The sequence below is a fragment of the Pseudomonas sp. PH1b genome (assembly GCF_000633395.1).
Taxonomy (GTDB): Bacteria; Pseudomonadota; Gammaproteobacteria; order Pseudomonadales; family Pseudomonadaceae; genus Aquipseudomonas.
The window spans coordinates 33,965-49,614 of record NZ_AYMU01000037.1; the positions used below are offsets into that span (position 1 = coordinate 33,965).

Sequence of the window (15,650 nt, forward strand, 5' to 3'; positions counted from 1 at the left end):
CCGACGGTTGCGCTGCGCACGCTGCGCGGCAGCGCCTGCGCGTCCGATCAGAAGGTCTGGCCGAGGTTCAGCGACAGTGCCTTCTGGTTGTCGTCGTTGAAGCCGTAGCTGAAGTTCAAAGGCCCCAGTGGCGTGTCGAACCCCAGGAAAATGCTCGCCGCGTTGATATAGCCGCTGTCGAAGGCATTGTCGTTGTTCCACACCCGTCCCCGTTCCAGCGAGCCTCCCAGGTACAGCGGGAAGTCCAGGGGCAGGTAGGAGCGTGGGGTAAGGCGGCGCAAATACACCGCGCGGGCCAGGGTGATGTTCTGTCCGGACAGGGCGTCCTGGCGGAAACCGGACAACTGCCGTGCCCCGCCCAGCAGGAAGCTGGAGGTCACCACTTCGGCGTTGTCCAGGGTCCGGCCGTAGCGTCCACCCAGGACAAAGGTGTTGGGGCCGCTGCTCAGGGCCTTGTCCAGTTTGAACTCCCACTGCCGGTAGCGATTGTCCGAGCCCAGGCTCGGCTCGAACTGGCGCAGGGTCAGGCCAATGTCTTCGCCGGAGTGGGGGAAGTAGACGTTGTCCAGAGAGTCGAAGGAGTACTGCAACTGGTAATAGCCTTCGTTGAAGTTCTCGCTGGGCAGGTCGTGGTCACCGATACGCACATCGGCCTTGCCCCAGGCTTCGCCGACGCCGAAGCGGACTTCGCCACTGTTGCCAATCTGCCGGCCCAGGTTGAGGCCGAAGCCGTAGCGTTCCAAGCGGTATTCGGCGATGGGATCGTTGTCCAGCACTGCCTCGACGTTCTGAGCCTCGGCGGCGATAAACGGCGCAATGAAGTAGCGTGAGCCAGCGTCCAGAGGCTGGTAGAACTCGCTGTACAGTTCCTGCTGATCGCCAATCTGCACCCGGGTCAGCCATTCGGCGCCGAGGCTGTTGATCCCGTTGATGCGATAGCTGGCGCCGATATTGAAAGCACTGTCGCCGCGCATGTCATCGGAGAGGTTCAGGCCCAGGCGCAGGTAGTCGGTGCCGCTGCGCTTGCCTCGGGCACTGATCACCAGGGTATGGTCCTGGCCTTTATGGGTTACCCGGTATTGCACCTGTTCGAAGAAATCCAGGCCATACAGCGTGCCCATGTCGGTTTCCAGGCGGCCCAGGTCCAGCGGGTCGCCGATGCGCTGGCGAATGTAGTAGCGGATCACCTCATCACTGACCTTGGAGTCGTTCTCCACCTTGATCGCATTGATGATGGGCGTGCGCTCGCTGGGCTGGCGCGCGGCGGTCAACTGGGGATCCTGCGAGTGGGCCGGGCGCAGGCGGGCCAGGCGGGCATCGAGGATGCGGGTGGCGCGATAACCGGCGTCGATCACCTCCTGGGCCCGGCCAAAGTCGGTGACACCGAAGCTCGACAGCGATGGCTGGATCAATACGTCGTCCTTGTGCAGCGCCGCCAATTGCTCTTCGGAGTTGCGCCGGGTCATCAGGGTGATGGACTGGGTGAGCACATCGACCACGGTATTGAGTTGCTTGCGCGAGCGCAGCGGTGTGCCGATGTCCACCACGATGGCGATGTCGACTCCCATGTCCCGGGCCACGTCCAGGGGAATGTTGTCGGTCATGCCGCCATCCACCAGCAGCCTGCCATCAAGCTCTACCGGGGCGAACACCGCAGGAATCGACATGCTGGCGCGAATCACCTGGGGCAGGTGGCCCTTGCGAAACACCACCTTTTCGCCGCTGGCGATATCGGTGGCCACCGCTCGGAACGGGATCGGCAGCTTGTCGAAGTCGCGGGTGTCGCTGGCGTGGGCCAGCTTGCTCTCCAGCAGCAGCGCCAGGTTCTGCCCCTGGATCACCCCCAGGGGCAGGCCGAGGCTGCCGTCGTCGCGGAAGCTGAGTTTCTGCTTGACCAGGAAGTCCCGGTCATCCTGCTTGCGTCGGAAGGGCACGTCTTCCCGGGGCGGTGCATCGGACAGCGCGCGCTTCCAGTCGATGTCCAGTGCCAGTTTTTCCAGCTCGTCGATCTTGTAGCCCGAGGCGTAGAGCCCGCCGATCACCGCGCCCATGCTGGTGCCGGCAATCGCGTCGATGCGGATGCCTTGCTCCTCTAGGGCCTTGAGCACGCCGATGTGTGCCAGGCCACGGGCGGCGCCCCCGGACAGCACCAGGCCGACTTTCGGTCGTGGCGCCTCGGCGGATTGGGCGATCAGGGGCACAAGGCACAGAAGCAGGCAGGACAGCAGGCGGCGCATCATGGTTCTCGGGACGGGCAATAAAGCCGGCTATTATACCGGCGCCCTTGACCTCAGGAGTCGGTCTTACCATGACTGAACGTAAACCCGAAGTGATCATCACCTATTGCACCCAGTGCCAGTGGCTGCTGCGGGCGGCCTGGCTGGCCCAGGAGCTGTTGAGCACCTTCAGTGACGACCTGGGCAAGGTCTCTCTGGAACCGGCCACAGGCGGCACCTTCCGAATTACCTGCGATGGTGTACAGATTTGGGAACGCAAGGCCGATGGCGGCTTCCCCGAGGCCAAGGTGCTCAAGCAGCGGGTCCGCGACCAGATCGATCCCGAGCGCGACCTGGGGCACAACGATCGCACTCAGTGAGAGGCGGCCTGGGTTTCTACGGCTTTGCTGCCTGAGCTCGCGGACAAGCGACTCGAGACCACGATCGCGATGATGATCAAGGCTCCGCCGAGGAGCATGCGCAGGGTCGGGTTTTCGCCGAACAGCAGCCAGGCCACGGTGATTCCGTAGACCGGTTCCAGGGCAAACACCACCGCCGCGGTGCGGGCCTTGATCACCGCCAGGCTGGCGACGAACAGGCTGTGGGCCAGGCCGGTGCAGAAGATGCCCAACAGGCTGATCCACAGCCAGTCCATCGCCTGCACTTGTCCAAGCTCCGGCGCCGCTACCGGCAGCAGGCACAGGGCGACCACCACGTTCTGGCACAAGGCAGCCTGTACCGCCGGGATCCGTCCGGAGCTGGCACGGTTGTTCAAGGACAGCAGGGCAAACAGCAGCCCCGAGCCCACGGCCCACAACAGGCCGGTGGTGGCTTGGCTGGCGAGGTCGAAGTCCGGGGTCACCAGCACCAGCCCGACACTCACCAGGGCCACCAGGACTATCTCGTTGAGGCGGATCCGCTCGCGGAAGATCAGGCCTTCGAGGATCACCGTGAAGGCCGGGAAGCTGGCAAAGCCCAGGGTGGCGATGGCCACTCCGGCAACTTTCACCGCGATGAAGAAACTCACCCAGTGGCCGGCCAGCAGCAGGCCGCTGAGCAGCAGGCGCCGCCAGTCTCCGGCGGCAAGTTTCTGCCAGGGCGTAGCGCTGGCCAGGCGGGCGAAAAAGCCCAGGGCGAGCACGGCAAAGGCGGCGCGACCGAATACGATCACCGCGGGCGAGGCGGCGGCCAGCTTGCCGAACACGCCGGTCAAGCCAAACATCAGGGCACCGATATGCAGGGCGCCAAGGGCGGTACGGGGAGTCATTTCAATCCTTAACAACCAGATGATGGCCTTGAACGGCGAGGGGCTCAGTGTACGAGCGGACCTGCAGACTCGTCTGTCGTGATCCTGGCGTTTTTTGTCGAGGGACTCGCGTTTGCCTCTTGCCTGATCAGGCGCGGAGAGTGGCCGAATGCCTTGAGGATCGCCGCGGCAAAGGCGCTCTGGGAGCTGTAGCCTACGCGACTGGCGATCTCACCGATGGGCAGTGCCGATCCGCGCAACAGTTCCTGGGCCATGTGCAGGCGTCGCTGGCGCACGTACTCCATGGGAGTACTGCCGCATTCGATGATGAACCGCGCATGCAGGCGTGCGCTGGACAAGCCGGCGATCCGTGCCAGGTCGGCCACTTGCAGTGGATGGGCAGCATGCCGGTCGATATGGGCATTCAGCGCTGCATAGGGCAGAAGGCGTTCGCCCGGGTGGCTGCAGGCTGCCTGGTTGAGACTGGCCAGCAGCAACACTGCGCCTTGCTGGGCAATCAAGGGATCGTCTACCGGGCTGTCCGCCAGCCAATTGACCAGGCGGCTCTGGCGTGGGTCCAGGGCCCGGCGTCGGGGGCTGTCCAGCAGGCGCCGACTGGCCTCGGCGTGACCTGCCAAAGATTGTTGCAGCCAATGCTCGCCAGGTACGTCCAGCACCAGGCAGCGACTGCCCCCGGGGCTGCCGCAGACATGCCGGGCGCCGGCAGGTACCACGACGAAACTTTGCTGCTGCACTTGGCTTCCCTGGCCTTCGACTTCGAAATCGAGCTGGCCCGACAGGCCGAACACCAATTGCGCGTGGTCGTGGCTGTGGGCGATCAGGTCATGGCTGTAGTGACGCAGGGTGAGGATAGATCCCATCACGGTCTCCTTGGCAGGCTGGCAGTTTACACCGGCGGTCGGGGCTTTCGTGCTGTCATCGCACTGCCGCATTTTTGTCATGGGCTATTAATCGCTGGGGCGCAAGCTCGCAAAAAATCCCGGAGAGCGTCCATGACCCATGCCGAACTCGCCAGACCCAGTCGCAAACAACGGGTACGGACCCTATGGATTTCAGACGTGCATCTGGGGACCCGGGATTGCCAGGCCGAGCACCTGGCGCAGTTTCTCAAGGGCTATCACGCTGATCGCGTCTACCTGGTGGGCGACATCATCGACGGCTGGAAGCTGCGGGGCGGCATGTACTGGCCGCAGGCGCATACCAACGTGATCCGTCGCCTGCTGACCATGAGCAAGCGTGGCACCGAGGTGATCTATGTCACCGGCAATCATGATGAGTTCCTGCGCCGCTACTCCAAGCTGATCCTGGGCAACATTCAGCTGGTAGACGAGGCGGTGCATGTCACCGCCGATGGGCGCCAGCTGTTGGTGATCCACGGCGACCAGTTCGATGTCATCACCCGTTATCACCGCTGGCTGGCGTTTCTCGGCGATTCGGCCTACGAATTCACCCTGACCCTCAACCGCTGGCTCAATCACTGGCGGGCGCGCTATGGCTACGGCTACTGGTCGTTGTCGGCCTACCTCAAGCACAAGGTCAAGACTGCCGTCAGTTTCATCAGCGACTTCGAGGAAGCCATTGCCCACGAATGCGTCAAGCGCGGGTTGCACGGAGTGGTCTGCGGGCACATCCACCATGCCGAGATCCGCAAGGTGGGCGAGGTGGACTACCTCAACTGTGGGGACTGGGTGGAGTCCTGCACCGCCTTGATCGAGCACTGGGACGGCACCATTGAGCTCTATCGCCTGGCCGATGCCCAGGCCCGCGAAGCCCAGCTCAAGGCCGAGCGCATGAAACTGGCGGAGCCGGCCTGAACCCCGAGGGGGCCGCGAATCGGGTGGAAGTATTCAGGTGGAGGACTGTTCCATGGCTGCCTTGTACAGCGATTGCCGGGGTTGGGCGAACAGCCGTTGCAGCATCGGCTCGAAGAAGCTCAGGGGCAGGCTCTCGTAGTCGGGATCGAAGGCCGCTGCGTCGTATTTGGCGCAGAATTCGGCAGTGCGCTGGTACAGCGGGTGCTCATGAAATTGCTCCCGCAGATGACGATCCATGCCCAGGTGATGGAAGAAGTAGTAGCCCTGGAAGATCCCGTGCTTTTCCACCATCCACAGGTTTTCCGGGCTGACGAAGGGTTTGAGTATGGCCGCGGCGATATCCGGATGATTGTAGGAGCCTAGGGTGTCGCCGATGTCGTGGAGCAGGGCGCAGACCACGTATTCCTCGTCGCGCCCGTCCTGCCAGGCGCGGCTGGCGGTCTGCAGCGAGTGGCTTAGGCGATCCACTGGAAAGCCGCCGAAGTCACCTTCGAGCAGTTGCAGGTGTGCCAGGATTCTCGCAGGCAACTGCTTGGCGTAGGCACTGAAGTCCGCAGCGATGATCGCCCAGTCCTCGCGGGTGCCGTCCTGCATATGGGTGAAGCGCGCATGAGCACTCATCGGCCGTCCTCTGGTGGTTATGCGTACATGAACCGAGTGTAGGTCCGAGCCTTGCCACCGCAGTGGCTGTGCGGGACGGCTTACTGTCCAGCGAGGCCTAGAAGGGCACCTTGCCGAGGATCATGTCGCGGTACATGACGAAATCCCCCAGCAGGCTGTACAGCGGATGCTGGAAGGTCGCGGGGCGGTTTTTTTCGAAGAAGAAATGCCCGACCCAGGCAAAGCCATAGCCGGCCACCGGCAAGGCCAGCAGCAGCAACCAGGCGCCTTTGCCGATGGCAAAGGCCAGGAGGAAGATCACCAGGCTGGTGCCGATGAAGTGCAGGCGACGGCAGGTGCTGTCGCTGTGTTCGCTGAGGTAATAGGGATAGAACTCGGCGAAGCTGTTGAACTGTCGGATGTTTTCCATGGCCGCGGTCTCTGTGCTTGTTGTTCTGTGAGCGGATGTTCTGCGGGGAGCCTATTTGAGTCTAGAGTCCCTGGCAGCGCTGGCCAGTGACAATAGGCGCCACTTTAGTATCCTTGGGAAATTGGCCGTAGCATGCGGCTCATCATGTAAGTGCCCGTCATGAGTGAACGAACGACTTCTGCAAGCTGGACCCTGGGAATCGTCAAGGCCCTGGAAATGGATGGCCTGGATTGCCGCATCCTGTTCAAGCAACTGGGGCTCGACTATGGCGCCCTGGAGGATCCCGATGCGCGGTTCACCCAGGACTCGATGACGCGCCTCTGGCAGCGGGCCGTGGAGCTTTCCGGGAACCCGGCGATCGGCTTGAACATGGGCAAGGTGGTGCGTCCGGCGTCCTTTCATGTGGCCGGGTACGCGCTGATGTCGAGCCGTACCCTGGCAGAGGGCTTCCAGCGGCTGGTGCGCTATCAGCGGATCATTGCCGAAAGCGCCGACTTGAGTTTCAGGCTCCTGCCTGAAGGGTATGCGCTGATCCTGACGGTGCACGGCGATCACTTGTCGCCGACCCGGCAAAGCGCCGAAGCCTCGCTGGCCTGTGCCCTGGCCCTGTGCAGCTGGCTGACGGGACGGACCTTGCAGCCGCGCCAGGTGCTGCTGCAAGGGGAACCGCCGGTGGATGTGCAGCCTTACAAGGCGATGTTCCATGCGCCGCTGGTGTTTGCCGCGCCCTTCGATGCGCTGATTTTCGAGCGTGTCGACATGGAGGCACCCCTGCCTACCGCCAACGAGGCCATGGCCTTGCTGCATGATCGTTTCGCCGGGGAGTACCTGGCACGCTTCTCCGAGAGCCGGGTGACCCACAAGGCCCGGCAGGTGCTGTGCCGCTTGCTGCCCCAGGGCGAGCCCAAGCGGGAAGTGGTCGCGCAGACCCTGCACCTGTCTCAGCGCACCCTGCAACGCCGCCTGCAGGAGGAGGGCACCAGTTTCCAGGCCCTGCTCGACGACACGCGCCGGGAGTTGTCGGAGCAATACCTGGCGCAGCCGGGCATGACCTTGCTGGAAATTGCCTATCTGCTGGGGTTTGCCGATCCGAGCAATTTCTTCCGGGCCTTCCGCCGCTGGTTCGACGTCACGCCCGGCGAGTACCGGGCGCGGTTGCTGGCGGTATCGGCGCCGATCAATGACGCCAGAATGCCGGAATGCACAGCACGAACACCGTGATGATCTCCAGTCGGCCCAGGAGCATGCCCAGGGACAGGATCCACTTGGCGGCGTCCGGCAGGGTGGCGAAGTTGCCGGCCGGGCCAATGGTCTCGCCCAGGCCCGGGCCCACGCCGGACACGGTGCTGGCAGCGCCGGTCAGCGCGGTCATCCAGTCCAGGCCCAGCAGGGACAGGGCCAGGGCGATCATGCAGATGGTGATGGCGAAGAAGAACGAAAAGGTCAGGATCGAGCGGACGATTTCCTCGTCCAGGCGATGGCCATTGTACTTCTGCTTGATCACTGCTCGCGGGTGGATCAACTGATTGAGGTTGGCCTTGAGCAGGATGTAGGCGACCTGGAAGCGGAAGATCTTGATCCCGCCGGCGGTTGAGCCGGAGCAGCCGCCAACGAACCCCAGGTAGAAGAACAGCATCAGCGAGAAATTGCCCCACAGGCTGTAGTCGCCCAGGGCAAAGCCGGTGGTGGTGACCACCGAGGTCACGTTCAGCGCCACGTGGCGCAAGGCGTCCAGCCAGTGCAGGTCGGTGGTCCACCAGTACCAGGTGCCGAGCACCAGCCAGGTCACCAGCAGCAGGCCGAGCAGGCCCTGGACCTGCTGGTCCTTGATCAGCGCCCGACGGTTGCCCCGCAAGGTGGCCACGTACAGGGCGAACGGCAGGCTGCCGAGGATCATCACCACCACCGCCACCCAGTGCACCGCGGGCTGCTTCCAGTGGGCCAGGGATTCGTCGGAGGTGGAGAAACCGCCGGTGGAAATCGCCGACATGGCATGGTTGATGGCATCGAATACGTTCATCCCCGCCCACCAGAAGGCCAGGCTGCCGAAGATGGTGATGCCGACATAGGTGGCGACGATCAGCCGCGCCACCATGTGCGAACGTGGCATGACCTTTTCCGAACGGTCCGAGGATTCGGTCTGGAACAGGCGCATGCCGCCGATGCGCAACAGCGGCAGGATCGCCACCGCCATGCCGATGAAGCCGATGCCGCCCAGCCAGTGCAGCAGCGAGCGCCACATCAGGATCCCCGGGGACATGTTGTCCAGGCCGCTGAGCACCGTGGCACCGGTGGCCGTGATGCCGGACATGCTTTCAAAGAACGAGTCGGTGTAGCTGATGTGCTGGGTCAGCAGGAATGGCAGGGCGGCAAAGATGCACACCACCACCCAGCTGGACACGGTCAACAGGTACATGTCCCGCGGGCGCAGGTGAATGTGTTCGGGACGCCCGGGGATCACCAGGGCCAGGCCGGCGATGAAGGTGATCATGCTGGCCCAGAGGAACGAGGGCAGGTCGCCGGTGCGTTCGAAGATCACCAGTGTCGCCATCGGCACGACCATGGCGATGGCCAGAGTGATGAGGAAGATGCCGATGATGAAACCAATGATCCTTAAGGTCGGCAACGCCATGTGTTCCGCTCGGGCTGGTAAGAGAAGGGCGCCCATTCTACCTGCGGGGCGGGGCATGTAAACCGCCAGCCCGTGTTGGGCCCTGGGCGGCGGTACTCAGCGACGCGGCTCGTCAACCAAGGTCAACCCCCCTAGAATAGCCGGACATTTTTTTCAGGAGGTGGCCGATGGAGGCTCTCGACGCTTTGCTCAACCGTGTTTCCGTGCCGCGCCTGGTGGAGCCTGCGCCCACCGCTGCACAACGGGAGGCAATGTTCGCCGCCGCCATGCGGGCGCCGGATCATGGTCAATTGCGCCCGTGGCGGTTTCTGACCGTCGAGGGCGAGGCCCGTGACCAGTTGGGCGAGCTGCTGGTGCAAGCCGTGCAACTGCAGGGCGGCGAAGTGACCCAGGCAGCGCTGGACAAGGCGCGGGCGATGCCTCTGCGGGCTCCGCTGGTGGTCGTGGTGGTGGCCCGCTTGCAGGATCACTTCAAGGTGCCCAGGTCCGAGCAGTTGCTGGCGGCGGGCTGTGCGGCCCACGGCATTCTGCTGGCGGCCTACGCCCAGGGGGTTGGTGCGGTGTGGCGCACCGGCGAGTTGTCCTATTCGGCCCACGTGGCCAAGGGCCTGGGCCTGGCTGCGGACGAAGAGATCATTGCCTTCCTGTACCTGGGCACGCCGTTGAACGAGCCGCGGGTCGCGGCGAAGGTCGATACCGGCGAGTTCGTCAGCGCCTGGACCGGCAAGGCCTGAGTCTTGCCGTAAGCCTTGCAGGAAGATCGCGGGCAAGCCGTTGCTGCACAATATTGCAGCCACCGCTTGCCCGCGGCGCGTTCAGGCCTGCACCACGGCTCCCGGTGCCAGGGGCAGCTCCAGGGTGGCGATGAAGCCGCCCTGGCGGTGATTGTCCAGGAGCAGGCGTCCGCCATGGCGCTCTGCGGCACGCCGGGCGATGGCCAGCCCCAGGCCGTGGCCCGGAGCATTCTGTCCCGGGGCTCGAAAGAACGGCTCCCCCAACTGGTTCAGGTGCTCGGCTTCCACCCCGGGCCCGTGATCGCGCACGCTGATCAGGATCCTGTCACCCTGGCGCCGGGCCAGGACTTCGATCGGTTGCCCGGCCGGGTTGAAGCGCTGGGCATTGCGCAGCAGGTTGTCCAGGGCCCGTTCGAGCATGGTCGGCCAGCCCCGCAGGCTCAGCTGCGCCTGGGCATCGATCTGTACAGGCTGTTCAGGGCTGGCCAGTTGGGCGTCCTTTTGCAGGGCCAGCAACAAGTCGTTGAGGTCCACTTCTTCGGCGCTGGCGTTGTCCGCATCGACCCGGGCCAGCACCAGGATCTCGCTGATCAGGGCTTCCAGGCGGTCACACTCGCGGGTCAGCCGGGGCCAGAGCTTTTCGCGCTCTTCGGGGGCTGCCCGCTCCGCCAGCGCCAGGGCAATGCGCAGCCGCGCCAGGGGCGAGCGCAGTTCGTGGGAAACGTCCCGCAGCAGTTGGCGCTGGCTGCCGATCAGGCTTTGCAGGCGTGACCCCATGCGGTTGAAGTCACGGGCCAGCACCCCGAATTCGTCGCGACGGTTGGCCAGGCGCGCCAGGCTGTTCTGCTGGTAGCTGGCTTGGCCCAGGTCGTGTACCGCGCCGCGCAGGCGACTCAAGGGGCGGGTGATGGACAGGGTTACCAGCAGGCTGAACAGGGTCAGTACCACCAGGGCGATCGCCAGGGCGCTGAGGGGCCAGGTCAGGCTGTCGCGGTGCCAGGCATCCAGCTCCGGGTGCGGAATGCGGTAGATGAACAGGTAGGTGTCGCTGGTCTTCGGGCTGGTGTATTCCGCCGTCAGGCGCCGCCAGGGCAGGTGTCGGTCATCGTTGTTCTGTCGGGCCTCGAAGGCCGCGGCGCGGCGCGGGAAGGTCCCGCGTACCAGCGGGTCGCCGCTTTCGTTGAGGACCTGGACGTCGATGTGATACTGGCGCTTGCGCTGCTGGAGAATATCCTGGGCAGCGTCTTCACCTTGCGTCTCGTAGGTTTGCGTCCATTCCTCGGCCAGGCTGTTGAGGCCGGGATGGCGGCTGAGAATCCAGGCATCCTGGTTGAGCATGTGCCCGAGCAGGATCGACAGCCCTGCAACCAGGGTGATGGCCAGCCAGAAACTGGCCAGGATGCGCCAGAACAATGAACGCACAGGAACTCCTCGAACGTGAAAAAGCCCAGTGGGGGGAGACCACTGGGCTGGGATGAACGCTAACGTATTATTGCGCCTTTTGCGGTTGTTGCGCCTTCCACTCTTTGAACTGGGCCCATTCGGCGCGACGTTCTGCTTGTTTCTTGACGATAGTGTCGAACTCTTTCTGCTGCTCTGGCTTGAGCAGGGCGCGGATGTCGGCCTGGGTTTTCTGCTGCTTGGCGGCCATTTCATCTTTCATGGCTTTCTGGTCGGCCGGCGAGAGTTTCTCCAGGTACTTTTCCACGACCGCCTTGCGATCGTGCATTTGCTCGCCCATCAGCTTGCCGATCTGCTGACGCTGTTCGCGGCTCAGGTCCAGTTGGCTGAAGGGGCCTTTGCCGCGCATGTGTTCACTGTGGCGAGGGCCGTCCATCGGCCCCATCGGGCCGTTGCCTTCAGGCATGGCCATGGCCACGGTCGGCAGGGCGGCGGCGAACATCAGAGCGATCAGGGTCTTGCGCATGGTGTATCTCCTTGTCTCGTTCCCGGTGAGTTCCGGATGAGTTCAGGTTACGCAGATCAAGGTCAGCGGCGGTCAGCGGAGGGTAAAGCTTGAGTAAAGAGGGCAATCCACTGCACTGACAAAACCCGCCGCGCTGATCGTTGACCGGGACGTTGGCTGTGGGGTTCGCAGGTGGGGCCGTGAGGGGGCTGGAGGAGGGGAGCAGGCCTGGCGCCGCTGGCCGGTTGATGGCGCTGCGGTGCCAGGGCATCGGGATTACAGGCTGTAGTAGTAGCCACGGCTGCGCAGGGCAACGATCCGGGGCCGGCCGTCGGCGTGCGGGCCAATCTTCTTGCGCAGGTTGCTGACGTGCATGTCCAGGCTGCGGTCATACAGGGTCAACTTGCGGCCCAGGGCAATCTGCGCCAGTTCCTGTTTGTCCAAGGGTTCGCCGGGCTGCTTGAGCAGGGCTTCCAGCAGGCGGCTCTCGGAAACCGTGAGGCTGATGTCCTGGTCGTCGATGTTGACCACGCCGCGCACGGGGCTGAAGCACAAATCCCCCAGCTCCATCTGGCTGGAGGCCGCCACCGGATGACTGCGCCGCAGCACGGCCCGCAGGCGGGCGGTGAGTTCGCGAGGGTCGCAGGGCTTGGCCAGGTAGTCGTCGGCGCCCAGTTCCAGGCCGAGGATCCGGTCCAGGGGCTCGCCCCGGGCCGAGAGCATCAGCACCGGCAGGTCGGGGTGGTCGTTGCGCAATTGCTTGAGCAGTTCCAGGCCGCTGCCGTCGGGCAGCATCACGTCCAGCACCACGGCCGCCGGCGCGGTCTCGGCCAGGGCCCGGCGGGCGCTGAGGCCGTCGTGGCAGGACTGTACCTGGAAACCTTCCTGGCCCAGCCAACTGCTCAGGAGCTCGCACAGCTCCTGGTCATCATCAATCAGTAACAGGTCGCTCATGAATCACTCAATTTAGCCATTGTCGACGCTTGCGATGTCCGCCACTGGCAAAGATACCGCAGAGCAGGGCCACCAGGGCCACACCGCCACCGGTGACGAACCATTGCTGCTGATCGGTCAGCAGGCGCGGTGCAGGATTGGCCAGGGTCTCCTTGAGCTGCAGCTTGAGGCGCTGGTTCTCCTGGCGCAAGCGCGCCAGCTGCGGGCTCTCCCGCTCGGCATCGGCATTTTGCAATTGTTTGCTCAATTCATCACGCAGGCGCTCGCTTTCCTTCAAGCGTTGCTGCAACTCGGTGATCTGGCTGCCGGCGCTCAGTGACAGCGGCGTCGAGTGGCCCGATTCCTGGGTTTCTTCGGCAAGGGCCGGAGCCCCGATCGACAACATGACCAACAGCAGGCACAGCGGACCTTGGCGCATCGAAACTCCTGATTCCAATCGAGTGTTGGGCAGGTTGTCGGCCGTCAAACGAGAATAATGAGCGATTGAGAACGCGATGAACCGCGAAGGTTCACCGCGCTGCGCAGGGCTTAAGGCAGGACTTGCTTGAACGGTTTGACCAGTACGCTGGCGTAGACGCCGGCGGCCACATAAGGGTCGGCGTCGGCCCAGGCCTGGGCGGCACTCAGAGAGTCGAACTGGGCGACGATCAGGCTGCCGCTGAAACCGGCTGCGCCGGGGTCATTGCTGTCCACCGCCGGGTGCGGGCCGGCCAGTACCACGCGACCTTCGGCCTTGAGCTGCTGCAGGCGCTCCAGGTGCGCCGGGCGTGCGGCCAGGCGGTTTTCCAGGGAGTTGGCGACGTCTGTGGCAATGATTGCGTAAAGCATGTCAGTCCTCGGCTTTCGGGGTGGTGGGATCGGTGTCATGCAGGTGGCGCGACAGGTAGACACCCTGGCCCACCAGGAACAATACGGTCATGCCCAGGCTGCCGAAGACCTTGAAGTCGACCCAGATGCTCTGGAAAGTGAAGGCGACGAACAGGTTGGCCGCGCCACAGAACAGGAAGAAGGCGATCCAGGCGATGTTCAGGCGCGTCCAAACCGGGTCCGGCAGGGTCAGGGCATGGCCCATGATGCGCTTGATCAGCAGGCGGTCACCGATGAAGTGACTGCCGATGAAGGCCAGGGCGAACAGCCAGTTGACCACCGGGGCTTTCCATTTGAGGAAGGTTTCGCTGTGGAAGGCCAGGGTCAGGCTGCCGAAGACCAGGCAGGCGATCAGGGTCAGCCACTGGCTTTTTTCCAGCTTGCGCTGGGAAAGGAACAGCGCGCCATACACCACCAGGGAGCTGATGATCAGCACCGCCGTGGCGCTGTAGATGCCGCCCAGAGTGACTTCGTGACCGGCAAGGTCGACGACGCGGGGATCGATTTTGTAGACGATGAAAAACAGGAACAGCGGGATGAAGTCGATGAATTGTTTCACAGTGGCAGCCAGAAGCAGGATGTGGCGGCATAATAACAAACATCCTAGGTAGCGAAAGCGCCAGCTGACTTGAGGTTTTAACGTCCCGTGAATGTTGATTTGCACTGCCATAGCACGGCCTCCGACGGCGCCCTGGCGCCCGCGGTACTGGTTGCGCGTGCGTTCGAGAAAGGCGTGCGAGTCCTGGCCCTGACCGATCACGACACCCTCGAAGGCCTGGACGAGGCCCGCCAGGCGGCGCAGCAGTTGGGCATGCAGCTGGTCAATGGCGTCGAACTGTCCTGCACCTGGGGTGGCGCGACCATCCATGTCCTGGGTTATGGGTTCGACACCAACGCCCCGGCCCTGGTGGAGGCAATCGCCAAATTGCACGACGGACGCTGGCTGCGCTCCGAGGAAATCAGCCGCAAGCTGGCCCTCAAGGGCATGCCGGGGGCGCTGGAGGGCGCCCGGGCCATCCAGCAGGAGCTGGGGGACAGCGGCAACGCGCCGGCACGCCCGCACTTTGCCGACTACCTGGTACGTGCCGGGTTCGTGAAGGACCGTGCCGAGGCTTTTCGCAAGTGGCTGGGGGCCGGCAAGCTCGGAGACGTGAAGCAGCATTGGCCGACCCTGGAAGAAACCGTCGGTACCTTGCGTGCTGCCGGTGCCTGGGTCAGCCTGGCCCACCCCTGGCATTATGATTTCACCCGCAGCAAGCGCCGCCGCCTGATTGCCGACTATATTCAAGCCGGTGGCCACGCCATCGAGGTGGTCAATGGCCATCAGCCTGCGGAGCAAGTGGGCAGCCTGGCTATTCTTGCTCGTGAATTCGGACTGCTGGTCAGCGCCGGCAGTGACTTTCATGGCCCAGGAGGCTGGTCCGAGATCGGCGAGTACCGCCCGGTGCCGGAGGACCTGCCGCCGCTATGGTGTCGGTTCAAACATGACCCAATTATTGCCGCCTGAACAGGTAGAGACAGTGAGTCAATTTTTCCAGATCCACCCGGAAAACCCACAGCCACGCCTGATCAAACAGGCCGTCGAGATCATTCGCGGCGGTGGCGTGGTGATTTATCCCACGGACTCCTCCTACGCGGTCGGCTGCCAGATGGGCGACAAGGGGGCGATCGAGCGCGTGCGGCGTTTGCGCCAGCTGGATGACAAGCACAACTTTGCGCTGATCTGCAGCGACCTGTCGCAGTTGGGCCTGTTCGCCAAGATCGACACCGGCACCTTCCGCCTGCTCAAGGCCCATGTACCTGGGCCCTACACCTTCATTCTCAACGCCACCCGCGAAGTGCCGCGCCTGCTGCTGCACCCCAAGCGCCGCACCATCGGCCTGCGGGTGCCGAGCAACCCCATTGCCCTGGCGCTGCTGGCCGAGCTGGGGGAGCCGATGATGAGCGTCAGCCTGATCATGCCCGGCGACACCGAAGCGTTGAGCGACCCTTATGAAATGCGCCAGTTGCTCGAGCATCAGGTGGACCTGATCATCGACGGCGGTTTCGGCAGTACCGAGTCGTCCACGGTGATCAGCCTGGCCGATGGCGAGCCCGAGCTGATCCGCGCCGGTTGCGGCGATCCGGCACCCTTCATGGCCGAAGCCTAGATGTCCGCAGTGGAAACCGTCGACGAGCAGGCCGGCGCCCAGCAGGAGCTGCCCTTCGCCATGGTCTATGGCCAGGCGGT

The 15,650-nt window shown here is 63.9% G+C and carries 18 protein-coding genes; 6 read left to right on the forward strand and 12 right to left on the reverse strand.

The window, feature by feature from the left end; genetic code table 11:
* Positions 1-47: 47 nt before the first annotated feature.
* Complete coding sequence (locus tag U873_RS0132430; protein ID WP_025132218.1) at positions 48-2,237, reverse strand: patatin-like phospholipase family protein; 2,190 nt, start codon at positions 2,235-2,237, stop codon at positions 48-50.
* A 71-nt stretch (positions 2,238-2,308) separates the two neighbouring features.
* Between U873_RS0132430 and U873_RS0132435 the strand changes: the two genes are divergently transcribed.
* On the forward strand, positions 2,309-2,596 hold the full coding sequence (locus tag U873_RS0132435; RefSeq protein WP_025132219.1) for a SelT/SelW/SelH family protein: 288 nt from the start codon (positions 2,309-2,311) through the stop codon (positions 2,594-2,596).
* Here U873_RS0132435 and U873_RS0132440 read toward each other — a convergent pair.
* On the reverse strand, positions 2,590-3,483 hold the full coding sequence (locus U873_RS0132440; protein ID WP_025132220.1) for a DMT family transporter: 894 nt from the start codon (positions 3,481-3,483) through the stop codon (positions 2,590-2,592). The two genes, U873_RS0132435 and U873_RS0132440, sit on opposite strands and share 7 nt — an antisense overlap.
* A 44-nt stretch (positions 3,484-3,527) precedes the next feature.
* Positions 3,528-4,343: an AraC family transcriptional regulator gene (locus tag U873_RS0132445; protein ID WP_025132221.1), complete on the reverse strand. Its 816-nt coding sequence runs from the start codon at positions 4,341-4,343 to the stop codon at positions 3,528-3,530.
* A 132-nt stretch (positions 4,344-4,475) separates the two neighbouring features.
* On the opposite strand from U873_RS0132445, the gene U873_RS0132450 reads away from it, so the two are divergent.
* A complete protein-coding gene (locus U873_RS0132450; protein WP_025132222.1) occupies positions 4,476-5,297 on the forward strand; it encodes a UDP-2,3-diacylglucosamine diphosphatase in 822 nt (273 codons plus the stop codon).
* A 33-nt stretch (positions 5,298-5,330) separates the two neighbouring features.
* Here U873_RS0132450 and U873_RS0132455 read toward each other — a convergent pair whose 3' ends face one another.
* Both U873_RS0132455 and U873_RS0132460 read right to left on the reverse strand, forming a co-directional pair.
* The gene (locus U873_RS0132455) at positions 5,331-5,918 is read right to left on the reverse strand and encodes an HD domain-containing protein (protein WP_025132223.1); all 588 of its coding nucleotides are present in this window, start codon (positions 5,916-5,918) and stop codon (positions 5,331-5,333) included.
* A gap of 97 nt (positions 5,919-6,015) precedes the next feature.
* Positions 6,016-6,327, reverse strand: a complete 312-nt coding sequence (locus tag U873_RS0132460; protein WP_025132224.1) for a DUF962 domain-containing protein — start codon at positions 6,325-6,327, stop codon at positions 6,016-6,018.
* Between the two features lie 159 nt (positions 6,328-6,486).
* Between U873_RS0132460 and U873_RS0132465 the strand changes: the two genes are divergently transcribed.
* Positions 6,487-7,548 carry an AraC family transcriptional regulator gene (locus U873_RS0132465; RefSeq protein ID WP_025132225.1) on the forward strand — a complete coding sequence of 354 codons (1,062 nt, stop codon included), beginning with the start codon at positions 6,487-6,489 and terminating at the stop codon, positions 7,546-7,548.
* Here the strand turns inward: U873_RS0132465 and U873_RS0132470 are convergent.
* Positions 7,505-8,959, reverse strand: a complete 1,455-nt coding sequence (locus U873_RS0132470; protein WP_025132226.1) for a TrkH family potassium uptake protein — start codon at positions 8,957-8,959, stop codon at positions 7,505-7,507. The genes U873_RS0132465 and U873_RS0132470 overlap by 44 nt on opposite strands.
* A 167-nt stretch (positions 8,960-9,126) precedes the next feature.
* Between U873_RS0132470 and U873_RS0132475 the strand changes: the two genes are divergently transcribed.
* Positions 9,127-9,693, forward strand: coding sequence for an NAD(P)H nitroreductase (locus tag U873_RS0132475; protein WP_025132227.1), 567 nt, complete (start codon positions 9,127-9,129; stop codon positions 9,691-9,693).
* Positions 9,694-9,774: 81 nt separating this feature from the next.
* On the opposite strand, the gene U873_RS0132480 is transcribed toward U873_RS0132475, so the two are convergent.
* The 6 genes from U873_RS0132480 to U873_RS0132505 all read right to left on the reverse strand — a co-directional run bounded on the left by U873_RS0132480 (position 9,775) and on the right by U873_RS0132505 (position 13,979).
* Positions 9,775-11,115 (reverse strand): HAMP domain-containing sensor histidine kinase, encoded by a 1,341-nt coding sequence (locus tag U873_RS0132480; RefSeq protein WP_025132228.1) that lies wholly within the window; start codon positions 11,113-11,115, stop codon positions 9,775-9,777.
* A 67-nt stretch (positions 11,116-11,182) separates the two neighbouring features.
* Positions 11,183-11,620, reverse strand: coding sequence for a Spy/CpxP family protein refolding chaperone (locus U873_RS0132485; protein ID WP_025132229.1), 438 nt, complete (start codon positions 11,618-11,620; stop codon positions 11,183-11,185).
* A 255-nt stretch (positions 11,621-11,875) separates the two neighbouring features.
* Positions 11,876-12,553 carry a response regulator transcription factor gene (locus U873_RS0132490; RefSeq protein WP_025132230.1) on the reverse strand — a complete coding sequence of 226 codons (678 nt, stop codon included), beginning with the start codon at positions 12,551-12,553 and terminating at the stop codon, positions 11,876-11,878.
* A gap of 7 nt (positions 12,554-12,560) precedes the next feature.
* A complete protein-coding gene (locus tag U873_RS0132495; RefSeq protein ID WP_025132231.1) occupies positions 12,561-12,971 on the reverse strand; it encodes a translation initiation factor 2 in 411 nt (136 codons plus the stop codon).
* Between the two features lie 110 nt (positions 12,972-13,081).
* Positions 13,082-13,381 (reverse strand): YciI family protein, encoded by a 300-nt coding sequence (locus U873_RS0132500; RefSeq protein ID WP_025132232.1) that lies wholly within the window; start codon positions 13,379-13,381, stop codon positions 13,082-13,084.
* A 1-nt stretch (position 13,382) separates the two neighbouring features.
* Complete coding sequence (locus U873_RS0132505; RefSeq protein ID WP_025132233.1) at positions 13,383-13,979, reverse strand: septation protein A; 597 nt, start codon at positions 13,977-13,979, stop codon at positions 13,383-13,385.
* Between the two features lie 87 nt (positions 13,980-14,066).
* Here U873_RS0132505 and U873_RS0132510 point away from each other — a divergent pair, with 87 nt between their 5' ends.
* Together U873_RS0132510 and U873_RS0132515 are read left to right on the forward strand one after the other, a co-directional pair.
* Positions 14,067-14,927 carry a PHP domain-containing protein gene (locus tag U873_RS0132510; RefSeq protein ID WP_025132234.1) on the forward strand — a complete coding sequence of 287 codons (861 nt, stop codon included), beginning with the start codon at positions 14,067-14,069 and terminating at the stop codon, positions 14,925-14,927.
* Between the two features lie 13 nt (positions 14,928-14,940).
* Positions 14,941-15,570 carry an L-threonylcarbamoyladenylate synthase gene (locus U873_RS0132515; protein ID WP_025132235.1) on the forward strand — a complete coding sequence of 210 codons (630 nt, stop codon included), beginning with the start codon at positions 14,941-14,943 and terminating at the stop codon, positions 15,568-15,570.
* The last annotated feature ends 80 nt before the right edge of the window (positions 15,571-15,650 follow it).

Coding starts and splice junctions, on each gene's coding strand:
- U873_RS0132445 (WP_025132221.1), bottom strand. CDS start 4,343: ATGGGATCTATCCTCACCCTGCGTCACTACAGCCATGACCTGATCGCC.
- U873_RS0132485 (WP_025132229.1), bottom strand. CDS start 11,620: ATGCGCAAGACCCTGATCGCTCTGATGTTCGCCGCCGCCCTGCCGACC.
- U873_RS0132465 (WP_025132225.1), top strand. CDS start 6,487: ATGAGTGAACGAACGACTTCTGCAAGCTGGACCCTGGGAATCGTCAAG.
- U873_RS0132430 (WP_025132218.1), bottom strand. CDS start 2,237: ATGCGCCGCCTGCTGTCCTGCCTGCTTCTGTGCCTTGTGCCCCTGATC.
- U873_RS0132490 (WP_025132230.1), bottom strand. CDS start 12,553: ATGAGCGACCTGTTACTGATTGATGATGACCAGGAGCTGTGCGAGCTC.
- U873_RS0132475 (WP_025132227.1), top strand. CDS start 9,127: ATGGAGGCTCTCGACGCTTTGCTCAACCGTGTTTCCGTGCCGCGCCTG.
- U873_RS0132500 (WP_025132232.1), bottom strand. CDS start 13,381: ATGCTTTACGCAATCATTGCCACAGACGTCGCCAACTCCCTGGAAAAC.
- U873_RS0132435 (WP_025132219.1), top strand. CDS start 2,309: ATGACTGAACGTAAACCCGAAGTGATCATCACCTATTGCACCCAGTGC.
- U873_RS0132470 (WP_025132226.1), bottom strand. CDS start 8,959: ATGGCGTTGCCGACCTTAAGGATCATTGGTTTCATCATCGGCATCTTC.
- U873_RS0132440 (WP_025132220.1), bottom strand. CDS start 3,483: ATGACTCCCCGTACCGCCCTTGGCGCCCTGCATATCGGTGCCCTGATG.
- U873_RS0132455 (WP_025132223.1), bottom strand. CDS start 5,918: ATGAGTGCTCATGCGCGCTTCACCCATATGCAGGACGGCACCCGCGAG.
- U873_RS0132460 (WP_025132224.1), bottom strand. CDS start 6,327: ATGGAAAACATCCGACAGTTCAACAGCTTCGCCGAGTTCTATCCCTAT.
- U873_RS0132450 (WP_025132222.1), top strand. CDS start 4,476: ATGACCCATGCCGAACTCGCCAGACCCAGTCGCAAACAACGGGTACGG.
- U873_RS0132495 (WP_025132231.1), bottom strand. CDS start 12,971: ATGCGCCAAGGTCCGCTGTGCCTGCTGTTGGTCATGTTGTCGATCGGG.